Origin of the sequence: Akkermansia sp. UBA7090 (genome assembly GCF_002493465.1) — a bacterium.
GTDB lineage: Bacteria > Verrucomicrobiota > Verrucomicrobiia > Verrucomicrobiales > Akkermansiaceae > Akkermansia > Akkermansia muciniphila_A.
In genome coordinates this window covers 24,641-46,308 of record NZ_DKYW01000030.1, presented here as the reverse complement: position 1 = coordinate 46,308, position 21,668 = coordinate 24,641, and the positions used below count along the sequence as shown (strand labels likewise).

24 protein-coding genes and 1 tRNA gene are annotated in these 21,668 nt (G+C 54.9%); 16 read left to right on the top strand and 9 right to left on the bottom strand.

All coding sequences use genetic code 11. From position 1 onward, the window contains the following. Positions 1–22: 22 nt before the first annotated feature. From gatC to B3075_RS09970, 4 genes are all read right to left on the bottom strand, one after another. Entirely contained in the window at positions 23–316 is a 294-nt protein-coding gene (gene gatC / locus B3075_RS09985; RefSeq protein ID WP_012420815.1) for an Asp-tRNA(Asn)/Glu-tRNA(Gln) amidotransferase subunit GatC, read from the bottom strand. Between the two features lie 47 nt (positions 317–363). Continuing rightward, complete coding sequence (locus B3075_RS09980) at positions 364–696, bottom strand: hypothetical protein (RefSeq protein ID WP_094136257.1); 333 nt, start codon at positions 694–696, stop codon at positions 364–366. Beyond that, positions 693–1,280, bottom strand: coding sequence for a hypothetical protein (locus tag B3075_RS09975; protein WP_290487850.1), 588 nt, complete (start codon positions 1,278–1,280; stop codon positions 693–695). Before B3075_RS09975 ends, B3075_RS09980 begins: the two co-directional genes overlap by 4 nt. Before the next feature lie 120 nt (positions 1,281–1,400). Next, the gene (locus tag B3075_RS09970; RefSeq protein ID WP_290487852.1) at positions 1,401–1,613 is read right to left on the bottom strand and encodes a hypothetical protein; all 213 of its coding nucleotides are present in this window, start codon (positions 1,611–1,613) and stop codon (positions 1,401–1,403) included. Between B3075_RS09970 and B3075_RS09965 the strand changes: the two genes are divergently transcribed. From B3075_RS09965 to B3075_RS09950, 4 genes are read left to right on the top strand one after another with little or no spacing between them, the layout of a single operon-like run. Then, complete coding sequence (locus tag B3075_RS09965; RefSeq protein WP_290487854.1) at positions 1,612–2,388, top strand: hypothetical protein; 777 nt, start codon at positions 1,612–1,614, stop codon at positions 2,386–2,388. The genes B3075_RS09970 and B3075_RS09965 overlap by 2 nt on opposite strands. Beyond that, on the top strand, positions 2,385–3,596 hold the full coding sequence (locus B3075_RS09960) for a tetratricopeptide repeat protein (protein WP_290487856.1): 1,212 nt from the start codon (positions 2,385–2,387) through the stop codon (positions 3,594–3,596). Before B3075_RS09965 ends, B3075_RS09960 begins: the two co-directional genes overlap by 4 nt. Next, on the top strand, positions 3,596–5,134 hold the full coding sequence (locus tag B3075_RS09955) for an SUMF1/EgtB/PvdO family nonheme iron enzyme (RefSeq protein WP_290492087.1): 1,539 nt from the start codon (positions 3,596–3,598) through the stop codon (positions 5,132–5,134). Before B3075_RS09960 ends, B3075_RS09955 begins: the two co-directional genes overlap by 1 nt. A 34-nt stretch (positions 5,135–5,168) precedes the next feature. Then, a complete protein-coding gene (locus B3075_RS09950) occupies positions 5,169–6,011 on the top strand; it encodes a hypothetical protein (protein ID WP_290487860.1) in 843 nt (280 codons plus the stop codon). 100 nt (positions 6,012–6,111) lie between these two features. Here the strand turns inward: B3075_RS09950 and B3075_RS09945 are convergent, their stop codons facing one another. From B3075_RS09945 to B3075_RS09935, 3 genes are read right to left on the bottom strand one after another with little or no spacing between them, the layout of a single operon-like run. Further along, positions 6,112–7,131, bottom strand: coding sequence for a PDZ domain-containing protein (locus B3075_RS09945; RefSeq protein WP_290487861.1), 1,020 nt, complete (start codon positions 7,129–7,131; stop codon positions 6,112–6,114). Next, entirely contained in the window at positions 7,128–7,892 is a 765-nt protein-coding gene (locus B3075_RS09940; RefSeq protein ID WP_290487862.1) for a S1 family peptidase, read from the bottom strand. Before B3075_RS09940 ends, B3075_RS09945 begins: the two co-directional genes overlap by 4 nt. A gap of 12 nt (positions 7,893–7,904) precedes the next feature. Further along, positions 7,905–8,036, bottom strand: a complete 132-nt coding sequence (locus tag B3075_RS09935) for a hypothetical protein (protein ID WP_256943693.1) — start codon at positions 8,034–8,036, stop codon at positions 7,905–7,907. 188 nt (positions 8,037–8,224) lie between these two features. Between B3075_RS09935 and B3075_RS09930 the strand changes: the two genes are divergently transcribed. Further along, positions 8,225–8,299, top strand: a tRNA-Gly gene (locus B3075_RS09930). Between the two features lie 201 nt (positions 8,300–8,500). Here the strand turns inward: B3075_RS09930 and B3075_RS09925 are convergent. Both B3075_RS09925 and B3075_RS09920 read right to left on the bottom strand, forming a co-directional pair. Continuing rightward, a complete protein-coding gene (locus B3075_RS09925; RefSeq protein ID WP_290487865.1) occupies positions 8,501–9,682 on the bottom strand; it encodes an acyltransferase family protein in 1,182 nt (393 codons plus the stop codon). Positions 9,683–10,093: 411 nt separating this feature from the next. Then, positions 10,094–10,900, bottom strand: coding sequence for a LexA family protein (locus tag B3075_RS09920; protein WP_290487867.1), 807 nt, complete (start codon positions 10,898–10,900; stop codon positions 10,094–10,096). Positions 10,901–11,010: 110 nt separating this feature from the next. Here B3075_RS09920 and B3075_RS09915 point away from each other — a divergent pair, with 110 nt between their 5' ends. From B3075_RS09915 to B3075_RS09865, 11 genes are all read left to right on the top strand, one after another. Then, on the top strand, positions 11,011–11,328 hold the full coding sequence (locus tag B3075_RS09915) for a hypothetical protein (protein WP_143245586.1): 318 nt from the start codon (positions 11,011–11,013) through the stop codon (positions 11,326–11,328). 728 nt (positions 11,329–12,056) lie between these two features. Then, the gene (locus tag B3075_RS09910; protein ID WP_290487870.1) at positions 12,057–12,929 is read left to right on the top strand and encodes a DUF3737 family protein; all 873 of its coding nucleotides are present in this window, start codon (positions 12,057–12,059) and stop codon (positions 12,927–12,929) included. Beyond that, the gene (locus B3075_RS09905; RefSeq protein ID WP_290487872.1) at positions 12,926–14,131 is read left to right on the top strand and encodes a MalY/PatB family protein; all 1,206 of its coding nucleotides are present in this window, start codon (positions 12,926–12,928) and stop codon (positions 14,129–14,131) included. The genes B3075_RS09910 and B3075_RS09905 overlap by 4 nt, the downstream gene beginning before the upstream one ends. 38 nt (positions 14,132–14,169) lie before the next feature. Continuing rightward, positions 14,170–15,177: a DUF362 domain-containing protein gene (locus B3075_RS09900; RefSeq protein WP_290487874.1), complete on the top strand. Its 1,008-nt coding sequence runs from the start codon at positions 14,170–14,172 to the stop codon at positions 15,175–15,177. 46 nt (positions 15,178–15,223) lie between these two features. Continuing rightward, entirely contained in the window at positions 15,224–16,069 is an 846-nt protein-coding gene (locus B3075_RS09895) for an aldo/keto reductase (protein ID WP_290487876.1), read from the top strand. A 24-nt stretch (positions 16,070–16,093) separates the two neighbouring features. Continuing rightward, positions 16,094–17,173 carry an alpha/beta hydrolase gene (locus B3075_RS09890; RefSeq protein ID WP_343125187.1) on the top strand — a complete coding sequence of 360 codons (1,080 nt, stop codon included), beginning with the start codon at positions 16,094–16,096 and terminating at the stop codon, positions 17,171–17,173. A 42-nt stretch (positions 17,174–17,215) separates the two neighbouring features. Further along, the gene (locus tag B3075_RS09885; protein ID WP_290492089.1) at positions 17,216–18,334 is read left to right on the top strand and encodes an aldo/keto reductase; all 1,119 of its coding nucleotides are present in this window, start codon (positions 17,216–17,218) and stop codon (positions 18,332–18,334) included. 89 nt (positions 18,335–18,423) lie between these two features. Beyond that, positions 18,424–19,560 (top strand): metallophosphoesterase, encoded by a 1,137-nt coding sequence (locus tag B3075_RS09880; RefSeq protein WP_290487884.1) that lies wholly within the window; start codon positions 18,424–18,426, stop codon positions 19,558–19,560. Between the two features lie 188 nt (positions 19,561–19,748). Continuing rightward, a complete protein-coding gene (locus tag B3075_RS09875; RefSeq protein WP_290487886.1) occupies positions 19,749–20,327 on the top strand; it encodes a flavodoxin in 579 nt (192 codons plus the stop codon). A 7-nt stretch (positions 20,328–20,334) separates the two neighbouring features. Continuing rightward, positions 20,335–20,796 (top strand): putative quinol monooxygenase, encoded by a 462-nt coding sequence (locus B3075_RS09870; protein WP_022198210.1) that lies wholly within the window; start codon positions 20,335–20,337, stop codon positions 20,794–20,796. A 7-nt stretch (positions 20,797–20,803) separates the two neighbouring features. Then, positions 20,804–21,622 (top strand): carboxymuconolactone decarboxylase family protein, encoded by an 819-nt coding sequence (locus B3075_RS09865; RefSeq protein WP_180974619.1) that lies wholly within the window; start codon positions 20,804–20,806, stop codon positions 21,620–21,622. Positions 21,623–21,668: the final 46 nt, after the last annotated feature.

Sequence of the window (21,668 nt, the reverse complement as noted above, 5' to 3'; positions counted from 1 at the left end):
AACGTGAAAAGAGACGGGAAGATCAGGCGGATTCCACCACCTTGGGTGTGCGGAACTGTCCCTGGGACTGCTGGGGAGCATTGGAGAGGGCTTCTTCCTGGGTGAAGCCGGTTTCAGGAATGTCTTCGCGCATGACATCCATTGCCGGGAGAGGATGGTTCATGGGGGCGATGCCCGTGACATCGTAGGATTCCAGCTTGGTGATATAGGCCAGGACTTTGTCCAGATCCTTGGAGAAGAGGGCTGTTTCTTCCTCTGTCAGATCAATGCGCGCCAGTTTGGCAATGTAGGCTACGTCTATTTGGGGCGTGCTCATGGTATAAAATATAGGAAAGGTGCGGAAAAGAGGGGGGCAGGGTCCTCCTACTGCTGTTCCAGCAGACGGACGATCCAGCAGAAGGAGGCGGCGATGGCGCAGACCAGCAGGCCCAGCAGCATGAAGTTTTCACGCAGCTCCCGCCTCATGTTGGTGGCGCGTCCGTCACGGGCCACTACGGCACGCAGAGCCCGGTTCTGGTTGCCTTCCCGAACGCGGTCGGGAGGCGGCATGGTATTGCGGTCCAGGCGCATGCGGGTCTGCTGGGCCGGGCGTTTGAGAGAGGCTTCCAATTCCTGGATGCGGCTCTCAATTTCCCGTGAGGCGCGATCCAGTTCTGCCAGTTCTGAGGAACGGCGTTTGGTTTTTCTTTTAATCATGATGCGGAAGGGCTGAAAATCCAGATGAAAAAGAGAATGATGAGGGCAATCAGGAGCAGGGGAAGATGAAAGGAAAGACCCTGGAGGAACTGGGTCATGAATTCGCGGGAGCTGATGCGCACTTTGCTGGAGCGGCGCACCCCGGTGAGCACTTTGGTATGCTGCATGCGCGCGCACTGCTGGACGGCATCCGCGAATTCCTCCTCGCAACGGTCAATGACCTGCTGGCCCTGGCTGATCAGGTTGTCCGTATTTTCAATAGGCCATTCGTCCGGACGCACGGTGCTGAGCATTTTCAGGCTGCGCGTCAGCGCCATATGGATTTGTTCCAGTTCATTGCTTTCCTGGCGGAGGCTTTCCACTTCCCGGCCGATGAGGTCTGTAGCGTTGACCATGCGGTCGCCCAGCTCATTCTGCTGGTCCATAAACCTGGCTTTGCGCATGTGGCTTTCTTCCAGGCGGCGGCGGGAGTTTTCCACTTCCTCCTTTTCCTTCCGCAGCTGTTCCAGTCTTAGCTGGGCCTGTTCCATATCGGCGTCCATCTGGTCGTCTGCCTGGGAATTGTAGCCGGGTTCGGCGTCCATGCGGCGGTATTGAGGGTGACTTGGTCTCATATGCGGAAAAAATAATGCAGGCCGGCGTAAGGGATTGCAGCGTTTCCACTCCTTTTTGCCGGAGCGGGGAACGCCTGCGCGTGCTATTATTTAACTTTCACAAAATAAATCAAGCCAAGAAGAAGGCAGGGAAAGATTTTCCGGATGCTTTCCCGGCAGGAAGTTCCCCGTTCCCGCAAAGGTGGAGGAGGCGAGCTTTTTTTTATGGTCAAGGGCATGGATTTGCTGGTATGTAGGAAACATGCAGTCTGACACGGTAGAATGTAAGCCGACCATGTGGTTTACCGGCAGGGCGGTTATCATGGCTCTCATGTTTCTGGGGTTCGGAGTGTATTTTTATTATGATGCGTCCACCGGATACCCTCAAAAAAATCTGGAGTTTTTCATGCACAAGGCGTTCGTGGACGCTGGAGCCGTGTTTGACCGCGAGGTGAGCGGAAAAGGGGCGTCCGCAGAGGACTGGGAGCGCATTGTTCTGGCGCGCACCGTGAAATTTCCGGAGGGATACGAGATCCCTTCCGGCGTGGACAGGAACGCGATGCCGTGGCCTGCCATTTTGGCGGATTACAGTCTGATGTCCGCTCCCGGCAAGGGTTGGAGCGCTGCGTGGCAATCCTATTCCGGAGAGAAGCACTATCCCATCAAGCCGGTGGACCATCCGTATGACGCCTCCAAAATTTTTGAGCAGTGGGTGGCCGGGTGCATTTGCATGGCGCTTGCCATGGTGGCTCTGTTTTTCCTGGTGAGAACGCGCGGCAGGAAGATGGCCCTGAACGGGGAAGAGGTGACGGCCGCCGGGGTGGTTTTCCGCGTGGATGACATTGCCCGTCTGGATTTGCGCAGATGGAAACTGAAAGGGCTGGCCATAGCGACGCTGAAGCCGGAATGCGGAGGCGCCCGCATCAGGCTGGACGGTCTGACTTACGGCGGTTTCCGGAAGGAGGATTCTCCCCATAACGCGGAAGATTTCATGAAGGCTCTTCTGTCTCTCTACAGAGGAGAAATAGTGGATTATGAAGAGATTCCCGATGCCGGCGGGTCGCCTGCCCGGAAAGAGGACGAGGAACGTGCCGTATGAGCGGGTCTCTTCCACCGGAAAAGGGCGCTAATGACCGCGCGTTCTGCGTCGCCTGCTGGACGCTGGGGGGGCTGGTGTTTGTCCTGTTGCTGATGGTGGGCGTTTCTTTCAGCCTGTCTGTCCGTACCATGGTGGTGGAAAAAGTGGTGGAAAAGCCTGTCCCCGTTCCGGCCCGGGAGAAACCGGAGAGCCCGGGCGGAGTCGTTGGGGATGGAGCGGCTGATGAGACGGTACATAGGGTGAGCGCTCCGGCATCCCCTTCTGAAAAGCCCCGTTCCGTGGAAGAAATGCTCCGGGAAGCCGATTTGTCAGATCCGGCAGCCGATTCAGTTCCGGCTGCCGCGGCTGTTGCGGGAGGGGGGGGCGCCTCCAGCGGGGCATCCCTTCCCGCCGAGAATCCGGATGATGTCATGCCCCCCATGACGGAAGAAGTGGCGGAGCTTGTCAAGGCGGCCCGGTACGCCCAGATTGAAGGAGACCTTAAAGTGGCGGTCGTGAAGCTGGAGCAGGCCATGAGGCTGGAACCTGATAACCCGGTGGTGCTTTATTATTACGGACTCACCTATGAATGGCTGAGGAACGCGGATAAGTCACGGGAGTTTTTTCTGAAAGTATATACCCAGCGGGAGAAGGCGGGAAAATATTTTGCGCGTGCGGCGCGGCACCTCCAGGCCGGCTTTTCCAGCCCGGCGGATTTGCGGGGGGATATGTCCTTCGGCACTATTCTGGAATACCGGGATCCGGAATGCCCCGCCGGGGAGCGCGTCAAACTGATGGTGCCTATTCTGATGAAGGACGGCCTGAATGTCAGGCCGGAGGATTTGCGCGTCATTGTCCAGTTTTTTGACAAAGTGAATGGGAAGAAAGTGGAAAAGACGCACGCGCCCGAACCTTCTTCCCGATGCGTTACGGAACCTGCGGATTGGGCGGACGGTGAGGAAATCATGGAAATAACCTACTACATGCCCCCTTTGACGGAAGAAGAGACGATCGCTTATGGAAGCCTGAAGTATTACGGATATACCGCTAAATTGTATTACAAGGGAGAACCGATGGATTGCCATGCTTCCCCGCCCGTGCTATTTTTACTGGAACAGATGAATCAGAGTTCCCCTTCCGGACTGCCCGAGATTTATGACGGCGGCTTGCTTCCCCCTGTAGAAGCGGCTCCGGTTTCTGATTCTTATGAATCCCTTTTGCCTCCCTGATGCCTGATTTGTCCATGTTTGACCTTCCCCACAATTTTGGCGACTACACGCTGGTGGCATTCATTGGCCGCACGCGCGGTGGGATTCTTTATCAGGCCATCCAGCAGGGCATGGACCGTTCCGTGTTCCTGGAGCTGCTGGATCCGGGCAATCCGGAGGGGGTAGGCGTGGAGGATTTCCTGATGAAGGCCCGCACGCGCGCCGTCATCAATGCTCCGGTGCTGGGCACCGTCTATGAAGCGTCCCAGGCCCAGGGATACTGGTTCGTCACCAGCGAACAACTGGGAGGCGCGTCCCTCCAGGCCTTGCTGGACCGCGGGCAGACCCTGTCCATGAAGGATTTGCTGAAAGTGATTGAAACGGTTGGCAATATGTGCGGCAGGTATGAACGTCTGCGGACCGCTTTCAATATCATGGAGCCGCGTCACATTTTCCTGGATGACAAGTCCTCCGTGCGGCTGATGAATACGGCCGTGCCCGGTGACTTTCACGAAGAAATGTCCCGAACCCAGATGAAGCGCCTGGGCGTTGACCTGCCGCCTCTGGTGACGCCGGATGTGCCCGGAACCACGCGGCTGCGCACCCTGCTGGAATGGATGAGGGAAGGGCAGAACGGAAAGCCGATGCAATGGGACCAGGTTATGGAGCTGGTCGCTGCGGTCCGTGAGCAGCTGGGGCTTTCCCCCCGGGTGACCACCCACCGCTATACCGTCCCCGCGGAATCCCGCGGAAAAGCAGGAAAACGGCTGCTTTGGGCCGGAACGGGCCTGCTGGGCGCGGGAATAGCCGCGGCTGCCGTTCTTCTGTTATTCCCCCGGGAAAAGGAAACCGTATCCTGCCCCCATGTTCCGTCTCCTAAACATTATCCCGATTTTTCCGCCAGCGATCATACGGAAGTCCGCGTAACTTTTCCCGGAGGCGGGGAACTGATTGTGGGGGCCCATGAAATTACCCTGGAATCCTACCGCCTGTTTTTGGAACAGTGGGTACGCCTTACTCCGGAGCTGAGGGAGGAATATTCCCATCCGGATCAGCCGGACAAGAGGACTGCCTCCCATATTCCCCGGGACTGGGAGGCTATGTGGAAGGCGGCTTCCATGCCGGGAGGCAAATGGAAAGGCAGGAAAATAACGCCCCGCTCTCCCGTCGTCAACGTTACTTTCTGGGATGCCTGGGCGTATGCGAGATGGAAGCCCGTGGCCCCTGGAGAACCGCGCTACCGCCTGCCTGAGCGTGGGGAATGGATGGCCCTGGGAAAGATGATGGAAACGGGTGAAAAGGGTGACAAGACGCTGGTGATTGACAGATACAGCAATGATTACGATTTAAAGACCGGCGTATGCGGCATGGCTTCCGGCGTGATGGAATGGACTTCTTCCATGGAAAAGGATCCTGCGCGCGTGAAGGAGCCTCCGGGGCCGGTGGCCTGCGGCGGAGACTGGAGGCAACCCGGCATCTCCAACCGGGTGGAATACCTGCGCTCCCGCGGTGAAAGCCGGGACAACCTGGGGTTCAGAATCGTGCGGGATGTCCGCTGACTTGTTTAATAACAATACTTAACATACCAATATCATGAAACATATCCTTGCCATGCTGCTGGCCCTGCTGGGCGCGTCCGGGGCCCTGGCCCAGATTTACGTGAAAGTCGTTCCGGAAAAGAAGACCTTCCTCAGCGGGGAAGCCATGTATATGAGGCTGACCATTACCAACAATTCCGGCGTGCCCGTGGAACTGAAAAGCCAGGAATATTCCTCCTGGCTGGATATCCATGTGGAGCATTCCACTGCGGGGGCGGAACTCCCACAGTCCAAGTTTGCCCTGTTTCCGCCTCTCAAGGTTCCGGCCGGCATGAGCGTTTCCCGCAAGATTGATCTGCGCCATTTCTATGACTTGTCCCGTGAGGGCAACTACCATGTGCAGGCCGTTGTCAAAATGCCCAACCAGAAGGACATGTTTGCTTCCCAGAAATCCCTGTTTGCCGTCCGGACGGGAACGCCCATGTGGTCCCAGACCGTAGCTATTCCGGCCAGTGCCAAGCGGTGCACTTTTTCCGTTTGCACCATTGCCGTGCGGGGGATCCAGAAGTTGTATGTGCAGACGAAGGATCCGGATACGGGAGTGGCCTACAATGCCGTGTGCATCGGGGACTGGCTGGGGACCACGCGTCCGCAGTGCATGGTGGACGGCAAGGCGAATGTCCATGTCTTCTTCCCAACTACTCCCATGCTGAGCGCGTATTCCCGCATCAACTACCGGGGAACGATGGAGAAGCTCCAGTACTATAAAAAGGTGGTGGGAGCTCCCTCCATGATCTTTCTCCCGGACGGCAGCGTGCGTGTGACGGGAGCCGTCCATTATGATCCTACCGTGAAGCCCAAGACGGTGCCGGATGCCGCTGACGTTCCCGGCATGTGAATCCGTCCGGGTTTCCTGAGAGCCATGCAGGGAACAGGAAAAGGCAAATGCGCTGCTTCTCCCGTACGGGAAAAAGGAAATATTCCGGTATTTCCCTGAGTTATTTTTCCGGCTGAGGCGCGTTTTTCAGGATGTTTTGCACGCTTTTCTGCACCAGGCTGACGGGAAGGGCGTAATTTTCCGCCCGGTTCACTCTGGCGATGTTCATGCCGATGAGTTCCCCTTTGAGGTTGAGCAGCGGGCCTCCCATCAGCGTGCACCGGGAAGGGGTGTCATGCTGGAGGACCATAGGAAAATCATCCCTGCGTTTACTGAAGCCGCCGCTGATCAGGTCATTGGAATCCTCAGGAACGTTTTCTCCCAGGGCCTGACGTCTGGAACCCAGCGTGATGGTGTAGGATAACCTTTTATCCTTGCGTTTGACGTCCAGCGTCACTTTTTCCCCCACTTTTTTCCCGGACAGGATGGGGAAAACGGCATTCAGCGCAGTAATGGGCGTGCCGTCCACCGCCAGAATCTCATCTCCGGCCATGGCTCCGGCCTGGGCCGCGGGTCCGTCTTTGATAACTTCCTGAATGGAACAGGGGGCGCCGAAGACGACGCCCAGATAGGCGGTATCTCCATTCGGGATGGGGCGCTGCGCCGCGCTAAGGGTTCCCAGCTGGGGCCGTCTGGAAGTACGGGTGGTGGAACCGTTGCTTACCACCAGGGTTCCCATGGCTGCATCATTGCTGACGGGGCCGGGGGCGCGCAGGCCTGAGGCTTCCACTTTCACTACCGCGATGTCTGTGGACGGGTCCGAGCCAATTTCCCTGAACTGCCCATATTTGGAAGAACCTACCCGGATAGTCAGATCCCTGTAGGAATGGAGTTCCGAGGCCTTGGTGGCGATATAGCCGTCCGGGCTAAGCACAATGCCGTAAATCACAACATCATGACCGGAAAAGAAAACCGCGCTCAAGTCCTGAAGACGTTCGCGGATGGGTTCGATGATTTTCAGAACGGCTTTTCCGTTGATTCTCTGTTCAAAATCCAGGCTCCCGCTGTTTCCTGCCGCCAGAGCGGGATGAAACAGGAAGAAGGCCAGGGGAGACAGGCAGACGCAGAAAGAACATTTCATGATGGCTTAGGGGTGAATGGCTGGCTGTCCTGTTCCGGTGCCGGCGTCAGGGAGGGCTTTTCTTCCGCTGCCTCCTCCGTCAGAGCATCGAAATCCTTCATGGGCACGTGAAGATTGTCTTCAAGACCGGAACCGACCCGGCTGTGAATGCCAATCAGCTTTCCATCCAGATTGAAAAGAGGTCCGCCGGAATCTCCGCGAATCAACTTGCAGTCCGTCTGAATGACGCCGTCTTTGAGGGAAACCACCCTTCCCAGGCGCACCATCGGGCCGCGTTTCCGATCCAGACCTCCGCCGTGCCCCAGCGCGAATACCCAGTCCCCCACACGAGGCATTTCTTCCGCTTTTTCCACGCAGGGCAGGTCCCTGTCCAATTTGGACGTGGTTTTGGCCATGCCTGCATCCGAATTACTGTTTTGCGCCGTAGTTTTTCCAGGCAGGCACGTTCCATCCGGCAGGATGATTTTGAGCGTAGTGCCTTTTTTGTCCACGACGTGGGCCGCTGAAAAAACCAGGCCTTTTTCCGAAACCAGGATGCCGGAGCCGCTGCCGTTGTTGATTTCAATGCAGACCAGGGCGGGGAGGACCCGGGGAAGCATTTGCTGAAGCCGGTGTTCAATTTGCCGCAAGTCTTCTATGGATTGCGGGGTGGAAGCCAGGAGGCCGGCTCCATCAGCGGATTGTGCCGGAGCTGGCGGAACCAGTAATGCCGTGCCGCAGAGAATGGCGGAAAAACAGGGGAGCCGGAGAGCCGGGATCATGGTTGCCGGGGATTATTGCTCAGAGACGGAAGTTTCCGTCTTCTGCTGCTGGTCTTCCTGTCCTCCGCCCACCAGGGAATCATGGTAATATACGCCGATAAACAGGCCTGCCAGCGTAATAAGGGTAATGAGGAGTTCTTTCATGCCGTCACAGCATAGAATGCGTCCTTGCGTCTGACGAGAGAATTTCATTGATAAGCCGCATTTTGATGCAGTTCGGCAGAGCGTGGGATGAATGCGGATGAGGAAATAGACAAAATAAAGGTTGCTTTTTCCCGTGACAGGCGTATAAATCTGTCAGCGGCCATTTCCGGTTCGCTGGCTCATTTAAAGCGGATGTAGCTCAGGGGTAGAGCGCAACCTTGCCAAGGTTGATGTCGTGGGTTCGAATCCCATCATCCGCTCCATTTTTTATTCCGGCTGGTTTGATGCGGGAATAACGGATTTGCCTGAACAGCGGTGTTTCCGCTTCATTGTTTGAAAGAGCGGAGAAAGGATATGGCGGTTTGTTTATCCTTGCAACGGCGAAACAAGAGCCGGATATCTTGTTTGCGACGAAGTTTTATGCGCTGTCCCGCCTTTGTTGCTCTCCACCGGAAGGCGAGGAATTATTGCGGAAGACCGTTTTCCTGAATGACGGGAGTTTTCTTTGGAAGGACTTTTCTTTTTAAGAACAGCGCCGTCAAATATTTACGGACCGGTTCATCATAGAGTTTCAGGCAGAGCCAGGCCAGCAGGATGCTTCCAATGACGACGGCCAGAGCCCCGGGAAGGGAGGCCGGGAAGGAAAGCTTTTCGTTTTTCACCCATGCATAGTACAAGTAGATGAACGGGTAATGCACCATGTACAGGGGGTAGGAGATGTTGCCCAGGAAACGGCATATTTTATCCGTACGGGGGTCTGTTATTTTACCGGAAGCGCCGAAGAGGAGGATGAGCGGGAAAAATACCGCGAAACACGCTGTTTCATAGAGGCTGTTCATCCAGAAAGCATTTTGTCCTCCCAGCCGAGGAACGGCCAGCAGAAGGGCCAGGGACAGTCCGCACAACCAGAAAGAGTTCCTGACGTTGAACGGCTTGAACAGGCGGAACAGGAGCAGCCCGGCTGAGAAGGAGTACAACAGGCGCAGGGAGCCGCCCGTCCATTCCGTGTCGGTCATGGAGAATCCGGAGCATATGTCTCCGTTGGGGCCCCAGAAGCTGAAGGAGGCAAGACCGCATCCGGCCGCGACAACCAGTATTGCCAGGGAGCGGGTGGAGAGTTTCCGGATGAAGAGGGCATAAAGAAGGTTGCCGATGTATTCAAAGAACAGGGACCAGCTCGGGCCGTTGAGCGGGTACATTTCTCCCAGACCCCGGATTTCCATGCCGGGAGGTGACGGAATGAGCAGAATGTTGACGAAGGTGGCGGCGAACAGGGAAATGACCGCCACCTGCGATACGTCCCATACGGGGCAGCCCTGGAAATAGAAGATGAGCGCGCCGATGAGCGCTCCTATCGCCACCATGGGCTGCAGGCGTATAAGGCGGCGTTTGAGGAATTCCCGGGTCGTCATCGTTTTCCAGCGGTTGTCGTAGGCGTAGCCGATGACAAAGCCGGAAAGCATGAAGAAGAAATCGACGGCCAGGTAGCCGTGGTTGATGATTTGGTCCACATGGCTGGTGGCGTAGGCTTCAAAGATGTGGAACCATACGACGACAATGGCGGCCACGCCGCGCAAGCCGTCAAGAATGTGGTAGTGGTGTTTTTCACTGCCTGGGGGAATGGGCGGATGCTGCGTTTTCAACATGAGAGAAGCTGTTGTTCGATGCTGTTTTTGTTTTAAGGTGAAAAACCGGCTGCTCATGTTCCGTTTTTCAGGTGGATGCAGGTTCTCCGAAGACGCGGTTGCCGAGCTGCCTAACCAAATACCCTTTCTCCCTGCAGATTCTTTCAACAGGCGTTTCCCGCCTTATCCTCCGGCAGGAAGATGAGCGGAATGAACGGCGGTTTTCCGTAGGGGCGAGCCACTCATGCAGAGGAAGATGCAAGCGACCGGGAATCCCGTCAGAATGAAAACGGTTTTGTAAGGATGCCGGGAAGAGCAGGGTGTTGATTGCTGCCCGTCCGATTTCCGTAGACAAGAGTTTCCGGCCTGTTTTTTCTGCGCTGCGGCATTTTTGCGGAATAGGAAAGAGGGGCTGGCAGGAGAGCGGAATGCTCAACCTTTGCGGTAGTTTACAAGCGTTTCCACATATATTCCGGAGATACTGCCGCCGTCCATGGGGGTTATGTCCTTGAATACGGGGTTGATGGGCCGCAGCACGTATTCCGTTTTTCCTGTCTCCTCGTTTTTCCTGCGGATCAGTTTTTTCAGGGTAACGCCGCGTCCGTCGTTGTATTCCACGATGGCGCCCGGTTTGGGGATGGGCGGAGCGGTATGGCGCCGCATGACCACCAGGGAGCCGTCAGGGATGAGGGGTTCCATGGATTTTCCTTCTACGCGAACCACGTATTCGTTTTTACTCAGGGGCCTTTCCATGTAAATGGTAGACGGGACGGTGTCGCTTTCCGCAAGGGAGCCTGCGGCGATGTTGCCGATTATTTGCGTACTGTATTTGCGCCTGGCTCGTTCAGCATGGGACGGGAATTGCCTGACCTGGGGAAGCAAGGGGAAGCGTTTTGGCCGCAGCTGGCATGCCTCCGCCGCTTCATCCGCCAAATCCGTCAGCCACTGGCGGAGGGGGACGCCTTTTTCAGAGGCGGCCCGTTCATATTTCCTCATGCGCTCTTCCGTGATTTCCAGAACGAGGCGATTGGTCTGGACAGGTTCGTTTTCCGGTTGAACCGTTTTGTATTGAGACATCAGGGATTGGATTTTCAACATGGCGCTGGCGGGAAAGGGGCCGGAGGGGGAGAGCCAGTTATTCACCGTACCTTTTTCCGTACCGCATTCCAAGGCAAGCCAGTCACGGTTTTTCCCAATGGCTTTCAACCAGCGTTTCACATCCCCTTTTGTCGGTGTCATGGCTTGATGATACACGATTTTCGTGAATTGTCGATAGAAAGAATTAAATTAAATTCGTTAAAATATGTTGACTAATTAACGAAAATCGTTAAAAAGGCGTTATGAACTACATGCCTTTAGACCTTTCCGTAATGCAGCCGGAGCCTTTTCCGCATCCCGTGATGATGAGGTCCGATCTGCATCCCAGAAAACAGCCCTCCCGGGAAGAAAAGCGGGGCGTTTGTTCCGGTTCCGTCTGCGGCGCGCTGCGGGCGCTGGTTCGTCAATGCTGGGAAGATGCGGAGCGGCGAAAGCTGGTAATGAACATTCTTTCCGTCGCCGGAGCCTGCGTTTTCGGCCTGATGGCTGTCGGCGTGTTCTGGCTGGCTGTTGAGATGGATAATTCCGCCTTGCAGGCTTCCAAGCCTTCCTGTTCCATAAAACCGTAAGCCGGCCCTTGCTCAAGGGAGCCGGAGCGCGTTTTCCGTATTGAAAGGCTCCGATTGGAATAGCCGCCGGAGTTCCGGCGGTTTTTTATTAGCAAAACAGTTTTAATGGGAGAGCCGGGGAAGGGTATGGGGCGTGGAGTATTGCATTCTCATGCTGGTTCCGGATTTTTGGCCGGAGGGAGCCGTATGAAATGGAACAGGAGTGACTTTCCCCCGCGTGGCCGCTTCCCGTTTATCCGGAGCGGTTCGGTTTCATTCTAGCGTGACCGGCTGTTCCCTGGTGGTCTGTCTTGCCGGGATTTGAGGCGGGGATGATGGGCCCTGAGGCCGTATTGTTCATCATTCCGGGCCTTGTGATAATGGTCGGGAGGCTGGAGGCGGAAAATGCCGCCTGGAATGGGGAACTTTCCTCTTCGGGATTTTTTCCGGGTAACAGATGCTCTTTCTGCGGGGAACGTGAAAAATGAAGAGGTTTTTTCCGGTTTTGTCTGTTGAGAAATAGTTTTATGACAGTCAATGTATATTGAATGTTAATATATTAATAATGATGAAGCAGAAAGTGCTAAAAATCTTTTGCATTATAGTTACTATAAGGAATAGCCTGAATGCAGAAAGAAGAAGGCATGGTACGCGGACGTCGTCTTTTCCCTTCTTTTTCCGGAATCCGGCCGGCGCCGTTTGAAACGGCATATCATGAAAAACAACAGACTTTTTATCAAATCATCGCCATGACCAAGAGAATGATTAAAAATGCTTCCTACGAAGGGGAACGCCCCCTGTTCGCTTCCCGCCATCTCAGGCTGGAAGACGTCATTATTTATCCGGGGGAATCCGCCCTGAAGGAATGCTCCGACATTGAAGCCGTACGGTGCGAGTTCCGGGGGAAGTATCCTTTCTGGCATAATGACGGGCTGCTGGTGGAACATTGTCTGTTCAGGGAAGGCGCCCGGGCCGCTATCTGGTATTCCCGGAATCTGCATATGAAGGATACGCGCGTGGAAGCGCCCAAGATGTTCCGTGATATGGACGGGATGGTTCTGGAGAACGTCGTTTTGACGGATGCCCTGGAATGCTGCTGGCACTGCCGGAATGCGAAACTTCGCGGCGTGCAGGCGGAGCATGGGGATTACCTGTTCATGCACGGGGAGAATATAGATGTTGACGGCTTCCGCCTGAACGGAAATTACTCTTTCCAATATTGCAGGAATGTGGTGATACGGAATGCGGAAATACATTCCAAGGACGCTTTCTGGAATACGGAGGACGTGACGGTGTATGATTCCGTAGTGGATGGGGAGTATCTGGGCTGGCATTCCAGGAACCTTCGTCTGGTGAATTGCCGCATTTCCGGCACGCAGGCGTTGTGCTACGCGGAAAACCTGGTTTTGGAGAATTGCACGCTCGGAGAGGATGCGGATCTCTGCTTTGAGTATTCCTCCGTGCATGCGGAAATCAAAGGGCGTGTGCACAGCGTCAAAAATCCGCGCAGCGGCCGCATCGTCGCGGAAGAGTACGGGGAGATTATTCTGGACGAGCATTGCAAGGCTCCGGCCAATTGCTCCATTGAAACGGGAAAAAAACAATCCGGAGAAGCCGCATGAAGTACGATTTTGACACTGTTGTTCCGCGCCGCGGCACGAATTCCTACAAGTGGGATTCCATGCCCCGGGAGGATATTCTGCCCATGTGGGTGGCAGACATGGATTTCCGTACGGCTCCGGCGGTGACGGAAGCCATCCGGAAAAGGGCCGAACACGGCATTTTCGGTTATACGCGGGTTCCTGATTCCTATTATGAGGCGGTCGTGAACTGGTTTGAACGCCGCCACGGCTGGAAGATTAATCCGGAATGGATGATTTATACCACGGGGGTGGTTCCCGCGCTGTCTGCCGTCATACGGGCCCTGACGGTTCCCGGAGACAAGGTGCTGGTGCAGACGCCTGTGTATAATTGCTTTTTTTCCTCCATCCGCAATAACGGATGCGTTGCGGAAACCTGCCCTCTGAAATATGAGAACGGCAGATATGAGCTGGATGCGGATGAGCTGGAACGTAAAGCGTCCGATCCCGCCGTCAAGCTGATGCTCCTGTGCAATCCCCATAATCCCGCCGGGCGCGTCTGGACAAGGGAAGAATTGGAGGAGATGGCTGCCATTTGCCGGAGAAACGGCGTTTTCGTAGTGGCTGACGAGATTCATTGCGAACTGACGTATCCGGGCCATCCCTATACGCCGTTCGCTTCCCTTTCAGAGGACGCCCTGCGCCATTCCGTCACCTGTATTTCCCCCAGCAAGGCGTTTAATCTGGCGGGCATTCAGATAGCCAATATCGTCGCGGCGGATGAAGAAGTCCGGAAGAGGATTGACAAGGCCATCAACATCAATGAGGTGTGTGACGTCAATTCCTTTGCCGTGGATGCCCTGGAAGCGGCTTATAACGGCGGGGAGGAATGGCTGGAGGAACTGAAGCTTTACCTTTACGGGAATTACGAGATAGTCCGCGATATGCTGGCCGAACGCCAGCCGCAGCTCCGTGTGGCGCCGCTGGAGGGGACCTACCTGGTCTGGGTAGATTGTTCCGCTCTGGGGCTTCCCTCCGCAGAGATCGTCCGCCTGCTGGAAGAGGAGGGGCGGGTGCTCGTCAACGGCGGGGAAATGTATGGGGAAACGGAGGGGCGCTTCATTCGCCTGAACATCGCCTGTCCCAGGAAGCTGCTGCTTGAGGGGCTGGAGAGAATCATCCGCACGCTGTGCGGCCGCATTTCCGGAACACGAACGTGCCCGGCGTCCCCTGCAGGTTCTTAACAGGGAGAACGGTTTTAATAACAAGTAATCAAGTTGGCATGGAAAATAAGATGACGAGAAGAACATGGCTCCAGTCTTCCACCGCAGCCCTGGCGGGCCTGGCTTTGCCGGAGTATGCCCTGGGCGCGGTTGCGGAGAAGGGTGGAGCTTCCAGGGTCTGGATGACGAAGGAAATTTCTCCGGAGGCTCTCGTGAGGATTTACGAGGCTCTGGGGCGTCCGGCCGCGGGAAAGGTAGCCGTCAAGATCAGCACCGGGGAACCGGGCGGCCATCATTTTCTGAGTCCGGCCTTAATCAAAGGCCTGGTGCAACGGGTGAACGGCACTATCGTGGAATGCAATACGGCTTACGGAGGCAAACGCTCACGGACGGAGGACCATTTGCAGGCTGCGAAGGATCACGGTTTTTCCGATATTGCGCGGGTGGATATCATGGACGCGGAAGGAGAGTTCACTATCCCGGTGAGGGACAGGAAGCATCTGGAATACGATATCGTGGGGGATCATTTGAAGGATTATGATTTCATGGTCAATCTGGCCCATTTCAAGGGGCATGCCATGGGCGGCTTCGGAGGCGTGATCAAGAACCAGTCCATCGGGGTTGCCTCAGCGGCCGGGAAGGCGTACATCCATTCCGCCGGAAAGACGCGGGATGTTTCCTCCGTATGGAACAATCTGGCCAGGCAGGATGATTTTCTGGAGTCCATGGCGGCTTCCGCGCAGGCGGTGGCGGATTACTTCGGGGACAGAATTCTATACATCAATGTGATGAATAATCTGTCCATTGACTGTGATTGCGATGCCCACCCCCATGCGCCGGAAATGAAGGACATCGGTATTCTGGCTTCCCTTGACCCGGTTGCTCTTGACCAGGCCTGCCTGGATCTCGTTTACGCCGTCAAACCGTTTGAAGGGAATGACAACAGGCCTCTGGTGGAGCGTATTGAAAGCCGCCATGGGCGGCATACGGTAGAGTATGCCGAGAAGATAGGTCTTGGCAGCAGGAAGTATGAACTGAAAGAGCTGAACCCGCTGCAGGCCGTTTAATCGGCAATTTCCTTTTTAGCATCAAAAAACAATAGAAAAAACTGTTATGGAAAAAATCATTTTGAACAATGGCGTTACGATGCCTGTCCTGGGATTCGGCGTTTTTCAGATTCCCGACGCTAAGGAGTGCGAACGCTGCGTGCTGGATGCGATTGAGGTCGGCTACCGTTCTATTGATACCGCGCAGATTTACGGCAATGAGGAAGCCGTAGGCCGCGCGGCGGAGAAAAGCGGTGTTCCACGGGAAGAATTGTTCCTAACCACGAAGGTGTGGATTTCCAACGGCGGGTATGAGAAGGCGAAGGCGTCCATTGACGAATCCCTGCGCAAGTTGCGTACGGATTATCTGGATCTGCTGCTCATCCACCAGCCTTTCAACGATTACTACGGCACTTACCGGGCCATGGAAGAAGCGAACCGGGCCGGGAAGGTTCGCGCCATCGGAGTGAGCAATTTTTATCCGGACCGCTTTGTGGATCTGGCGGAGTTCTGCGAGATCAGGCCCGCCGTCAACCAGGTGGAAACGCATGTGTTCAATCAGCAGGAAAAAGCCCGGGAAGTGATGGAAAAGTACGGTACCAGAATAGAATCCTGGGGACCTTTTGCGGAAGGCCGCAATGGATTTTTCACGAATCCGGTATTGAAGAGCATCGGCGAGAAGTACGGCAAAACCCCGGCGCAAACAGCCTTGAGGTTCCTGATTCAGCGTGGAATTATCGCCATTCCTAAGACGACCCACCGGGAAAGGATGGTGGAGAATTTCAACGTCTTTGATTTTACTCTTTCCCAAGAGGATATGGAGGCTATCGCCAGGCTTGACCGGGGAGAGAGCCTTTTCCTGTGCCACCAGGATCCGGAATCGGTTTTGTACCTGATCAATTACGGGAAGTAATCATTCACATTAGATATTGGACATATGACCGTTATTTCATTGACAAGGATTTGTCTGGCTTTCTCCGCAAGCCTTTGCTGCGCAGGGAGCTTATCCGCTGAACATCATCATACCGACACTAATAAAATCATGACCGAAAAACTGAATGTAACGCAGGAATGGGATAAAGTGTTTCCTAAAAGCGACAAGGTAACCCACCGCAAGGTAAGTTTCCGCAACCGTTATGGCATTACGCTGGTTGCGGATTTGTATATTCCACTGAATGTCAACGGGAAATTGCCGGCTATTGCCGTTTCCGGTCCTTTCGGCGCCGTGAAGGAACAATCTGCGGGCCTTTATGCCCAGACGATGGCCGAACGCGGTTTTCTGACGATCGCGTTTGATCCCTCGTATACGAGAGAAAGCGGCGGATTTCCCCGCTATGTCGCTTCCCCGGATATCAATACGGAGGATTTTTGCGCCGCCGTCGATTACCTCTCCACCCGGGATGACGTGGATTCGGAACGTATCGGAATCATTGGCATTTGCGGCTGGGGCGGCATGGCGGTCAATGCGGCGGCTATCGACACCCGCATCAAGGCTGCGGTAACGTCCACGATGTACGATATGAGCCGCGTGAACGCGAACGGCTATTTCGACGCGATGGACGCCGACGCCCGTTATGAGCTTCGCAAACAACTGAATGCCCGGCGCACGGATGATGCGAAGAACGGTTCTTATGCTCTCGCGGGGGGCGTGCCTGATCCTCTGCCCGCGGATGCGCCCGGATTTATGAAAGATTATTACGATTATTATAAGACGCCCCGCGGCTATCACAAGCGTTCGCTCAATTCAAATGGCGGATGGAACGTTACCTCGGCGCTTTCTTTCATCAATATGCCCCTTCTGGCGTACAGCGGTGAAATCCGCAGCGCCGTGCTCATGATTCACGGAGAAAAAGCCCATTCACGTTATTTCAGCGAGGACGCCTTCAAGAAGTTGAAGGGGGATAACAAGGAGCTGATGATCATTCCCGGCGCGAGCCATGTGGATCTTTATGACAATCAAACCGGCGTTATTCCTTTCGACAAAATCGAACAGTTCTTTTTGAAGTATCTGAAATAAGGCGGTTCTGCGGCTGAATTTGGGTAAGAAAGATGGAACGTGATGAAACGCAAGGATTTTCTCAAAATAACGTCCGGTTTTGCCTTATCCCTGGTTTCCCGGGGATGGGCCGGGGAGGGTTCTTCTTTGCTGCCTGACGCTCCCGGGTCTTCTTCCGGGGCGCCGAAGAAGGGTTTTCCTGGGGAATCCCGGCGCCTTGGAGGTCTGGAAGTGTCCCCCATCGGGCTGGGATGCCTGCCGATGGTGGGTTATTACGGCGGCAAGTATGAGAAACAGGAGATGATTGCCCTGATACGCCGGGCTTTTGACAAAGGAGTTACTTTTTTTGATACGGCGGAAGTGTATGGGCCTTATACCAGTGAGGAATGGGTGGGTGAAGCTCTCGCTCCTGTCCGCGACCAGGTCAGGATAGGTACCAAATTCGGTTTTGGAGTGGAGGAAGGCCGCCCTTCTTCCCTGAACAGCAGGCCCGACCATATCCGGCGTGCAGTGGAAGGTTCCTTGAAACGTTTGCGTACCGACCATATTGACCTGCTTTACCAGCACCGGGTGGATCCGGACGTTCCCATGGAAGAAGTGGCAGGTACGGTGAAGGAACTGATGCGGGAAGGAAAAGTGCTGCATTTCGGCCTGTCCGAAGCCGGCGCCCGTTCCATCAGGAAGGCCCATGCCGTGTGTCCGGTGAGCGCCGTCCAGAGCGAATACGCTATCTGGTGGCGGGAACCGGAGACGAAGATTTTTCCCACGTTGGAAGAATTGGGCATCGGTTTTGTTCCGTATTGTCCGCTGGGACGCGCTTTTCTGGCAGGAGCCGTCCGGGAGGACAGCCGTTTTCAAAAGCCGGACCGCCGCGCCACTTTGCCTCGGTTTACGCCGGAAGCCCTCAGGTTCAACATGCCGCTGGCTGTTCTTGTCCGGGAATGGGCGGAAAGCAGGGGTATGACTCCGGCCCAGTTCGCCCTGTCCTGGATGCTTTCCCGGAAACCGTGGATTGCGCCTGTTCCCGGAACAACCAATCCAGCCCATCTGGATGATTTTCTGGGAGGAACTTCCGTCCGCCTGTCCGAACCGGAACTCAAGGAATTTGACCTTGCCTGTTCCAGGCTCCCCCTAATGGGGCACCGGGCGGATCCATTTACGGAGAGCCAGATAGACAAGTAGTTTTGCCGATGCGTTTCCCTTCCGTTCAAATGCCATAGAGTTGTTTGCGGCGAGGGGAAGATATTAAGCTGTTTTTAAGAAAGAGACATATGATACTGATTTTCGGAGCATTGCTGGCGGTTTACGTTTTCTGCCGCGCTATTTTGCCTCTGAAGCTGAAATGGGGCTGGAAGCTTCTGCTTGCCGCCCTGCTGGCGGTGGCGGCATTCAAATTCCACTTGCTGCATTTGTTTGGAGGCCCCATGTTTTTCTCCCCGGTTTTGCCGGAAGACGTTCTGCTGGCGGCCGCGTGGCTGTTCTCCGTTCTTTTCCTGTTCTTTTTCCTGCTGCTGGCGGTGGATGTGGCGCGGGCGCTGTATCTGCTGGTTTTGTTCTGCCTGCGGAGGAACAGGACGGAGAGGTTCCGCGTCATTGGCAACCGGGTGAATGTTGTTTTGCTGGTTCTTTCCGCCGTGCTGGCAACTGTGGGCATGCTCGGAGGCACCAGAGTGCCCCAGGTGAAGGAGGAAACGATTGCCGTGAACCGCCTCCCGGAGGAGGCGGACGGATTGACGGTCGCCGTGCTGGCGGATCTTCATGCGGACGGCATTACAAGGGAGGACCGCATTCGGAAGATTGTGGAGCGCACGAACGTCCTGAATCCGGACATCGTCGTGATTGCCGGAGATTTCGTGGACGGGACTGTATCCGAGCATGGCGGCGATTTGAGGCCTCTTGCGGATTTGAAGGCCAGATACGGGGTGTTCGGCGTGCCGGGCAATCATGAGTATTACTCCGGTTATGAGGAGTGGATGGAGTTCCTGCCTGCCCTTGGAATTCGCATGCTTCTTAACGAACACGCGCTGGCGGGAGGGGAGGCCGTGGTATTGGCCGGCGTGACGGATCCTGTAGCCGGCCTTATGGGGAAGGAGGAGCCGGATATAAGCAAGGCGTTGCAGGGCGCCCCGGAAAAGGGAGTACGCATTCTTGTTTCCCACCAGCCGCGGCTGGCCCGGGAAGCGGCGGAGCACGGCGTGGATCTTCAAGTGTCCGGCCATACGCACGGAGGCATGATTACCGGCATGGACCGGCTGGTGGCGCGTTTTAACGAGGGATTCGTCTCCGGGCTGTACACGGTTGGTCATATGAAGCTGTATGTTTCCAACGGGTCAGGGATTTGGAACGGCTTTCCCATCCGCATCGGCGTTCCGTCGGAAATTGTCCTGATTCGGCTTCGGAAAGAATAATATATTGATTAGAAGAATTTTAGGAATTGGTTCGGGTATGGCTTCCGGAATAGTTGAAAAAACATATTGACTTATAGTTACTCTAATATTTAGACAGAAATGAGGAACAAGGTTCGCGCAAAGGAATGCCGGATGAAAACGTTTTTTCCGGCCGCCTTCTGCCGCTCCTTTTAACCGGATAAAAATATATGAAAACAATATCAACGATATGCGCTCTGGCCGCGGCCCTGATGACAGGAGCCGGATGTCCGGGGCAGGAACAACCCAAGGTTTCCGCGGAGCCTTCCAGCGTTCTCATTGCTTATTATTCATGGGGAGGCAATACGAAGTACGCCGCTGCGCAAATTCAGAAGGCGACGGGCGGAACGCTGTTTGAAATCAAGCCGGTCAAACCCTATCCCTCCGAATATCGGGAATGCACCGTGCAGGCCAGGAAGGAGATTCAGGAAGGAGTGCGGCCGGAACTGGCCTCCAAGGTGGAGGATATGGGCAAGTACGATGTGATTTTCATCGGCAGCCCCAACTGGTGGAGCACCATTGCGCCGCCGGTCGCGTCTTTCCTGGCAAGTTACGACCTTTCCGGGAAGACGGTGATTCCATTTGTGACGCATGGGGGCGGCGGCATGGCGCGCTGTGCGGACGAGGTTCGGAAGCTGTGTCCCAAGTCCTCCGTTCTCAAGGGTGGCGCTTTTGCCGGGGAAGGAATACGGACGACGAGGGCCGCGCTTGTCAAGTGGGTCAATGAGACGATTTCCATCAACAAATAATGATTTTATGAAACGAACCATCGCGGGAATGGCTTTTTCCCTTGCCTGTCTGATGAATCTTTCAGGAGCCCAAACCATAAATCACGATAAAGTGGAAATGGAGAATGGCAAAAATACGGGCATGTGCGTCAAGTTACCGATGCAGCCTGATGGTATCGTTCGTCTCTCAAAAATAGAAGTGCATTCTGAATATTTGGAGGAATATATGAAGTACGCCATCGAAGTGGGGGAAATCTCCCTGCGCACGGAACCGGGCGTGTTGACCATGTATGCTGTTGCGGAGAAAGAAAATGCCTGCAAGATAACCATTCTCGAAACTTACGCCAGCCAAAAGGCATATAAGTCTCACATCGCATCGGCTCATTTCCAGAAATACAAGCAGGGAACGAAGCACATGGTTAAGGCATTGGTTTTATCCGATCAGACGCCGCTGAATCCTTCAAGCAGCATTGCTAATATTATTAAATAACAAAATAATGAATAAGATTATTTTATTTCTTTCAATTAGTTTTTTCATAACAAATGCCATGTCGCAGGAAAAGATAGTACAGACGGCGGGACGCACTCAGTTAGGAGAGTTTGCTCCCAAATTTGCGGAACTTAACGATGATGTTCTTTTCGGTGAAGTATGGAGCCGGACTGACAAGCTCGGTCTGCGTGACCGCAGTTTGGTAACCGTCACCTCCCTGATCAGCCAGGGCATCACCGACAATTCGCTCGTTTTCCATCTTCAGTCGGCAAAGAAGAACGGCGTTACCCGCACCGAGATTGCTGAAATCATCACCCACATCGGTTTTTATGCCGGTTGGCCGAAAGCATGGGCGGCATTTAATCTGGCCAAAGACGTATGGGCGGAAGATACGGCGGGCGAAGACGCCAAAGCCGCTTTCCAACGTAAGATGATTTTCCCTGTAGGCGAGCCGAATACGGCATACGCCAAGTATTTTACAGGCAACAGTTATCTTGCGCCCGTTTCACGCGAACAGGTGAATATCTCCAATGTGACCTTTGAACCCCGCTGCCGCAATAACTGGCATATTCACAAAGCGACGAACGGCGGCGGGCAGGTGCTTATCGGCGTGGCCGGACGCGGCTGGTATCAGGAAGAAGGAAAGCCTGCTGTGGAAATTCTTCCTGGCACAGTCATCCATATTCCCGCCAATGTGAAGCACTGGCACGGGGCTGCCGCCGACTGCTGGTTCTCCCATTTGGCTATCGAGATTCCCGGTGAGAATGCATCCAATGAATGGCTTGAGCCGGTGACGGATGATGAGTACGATCAGCTTCAAAAATAAAACGGATTTTTTATGACCGCCGCGGAATGTGCGGAGGCGGCGGGAA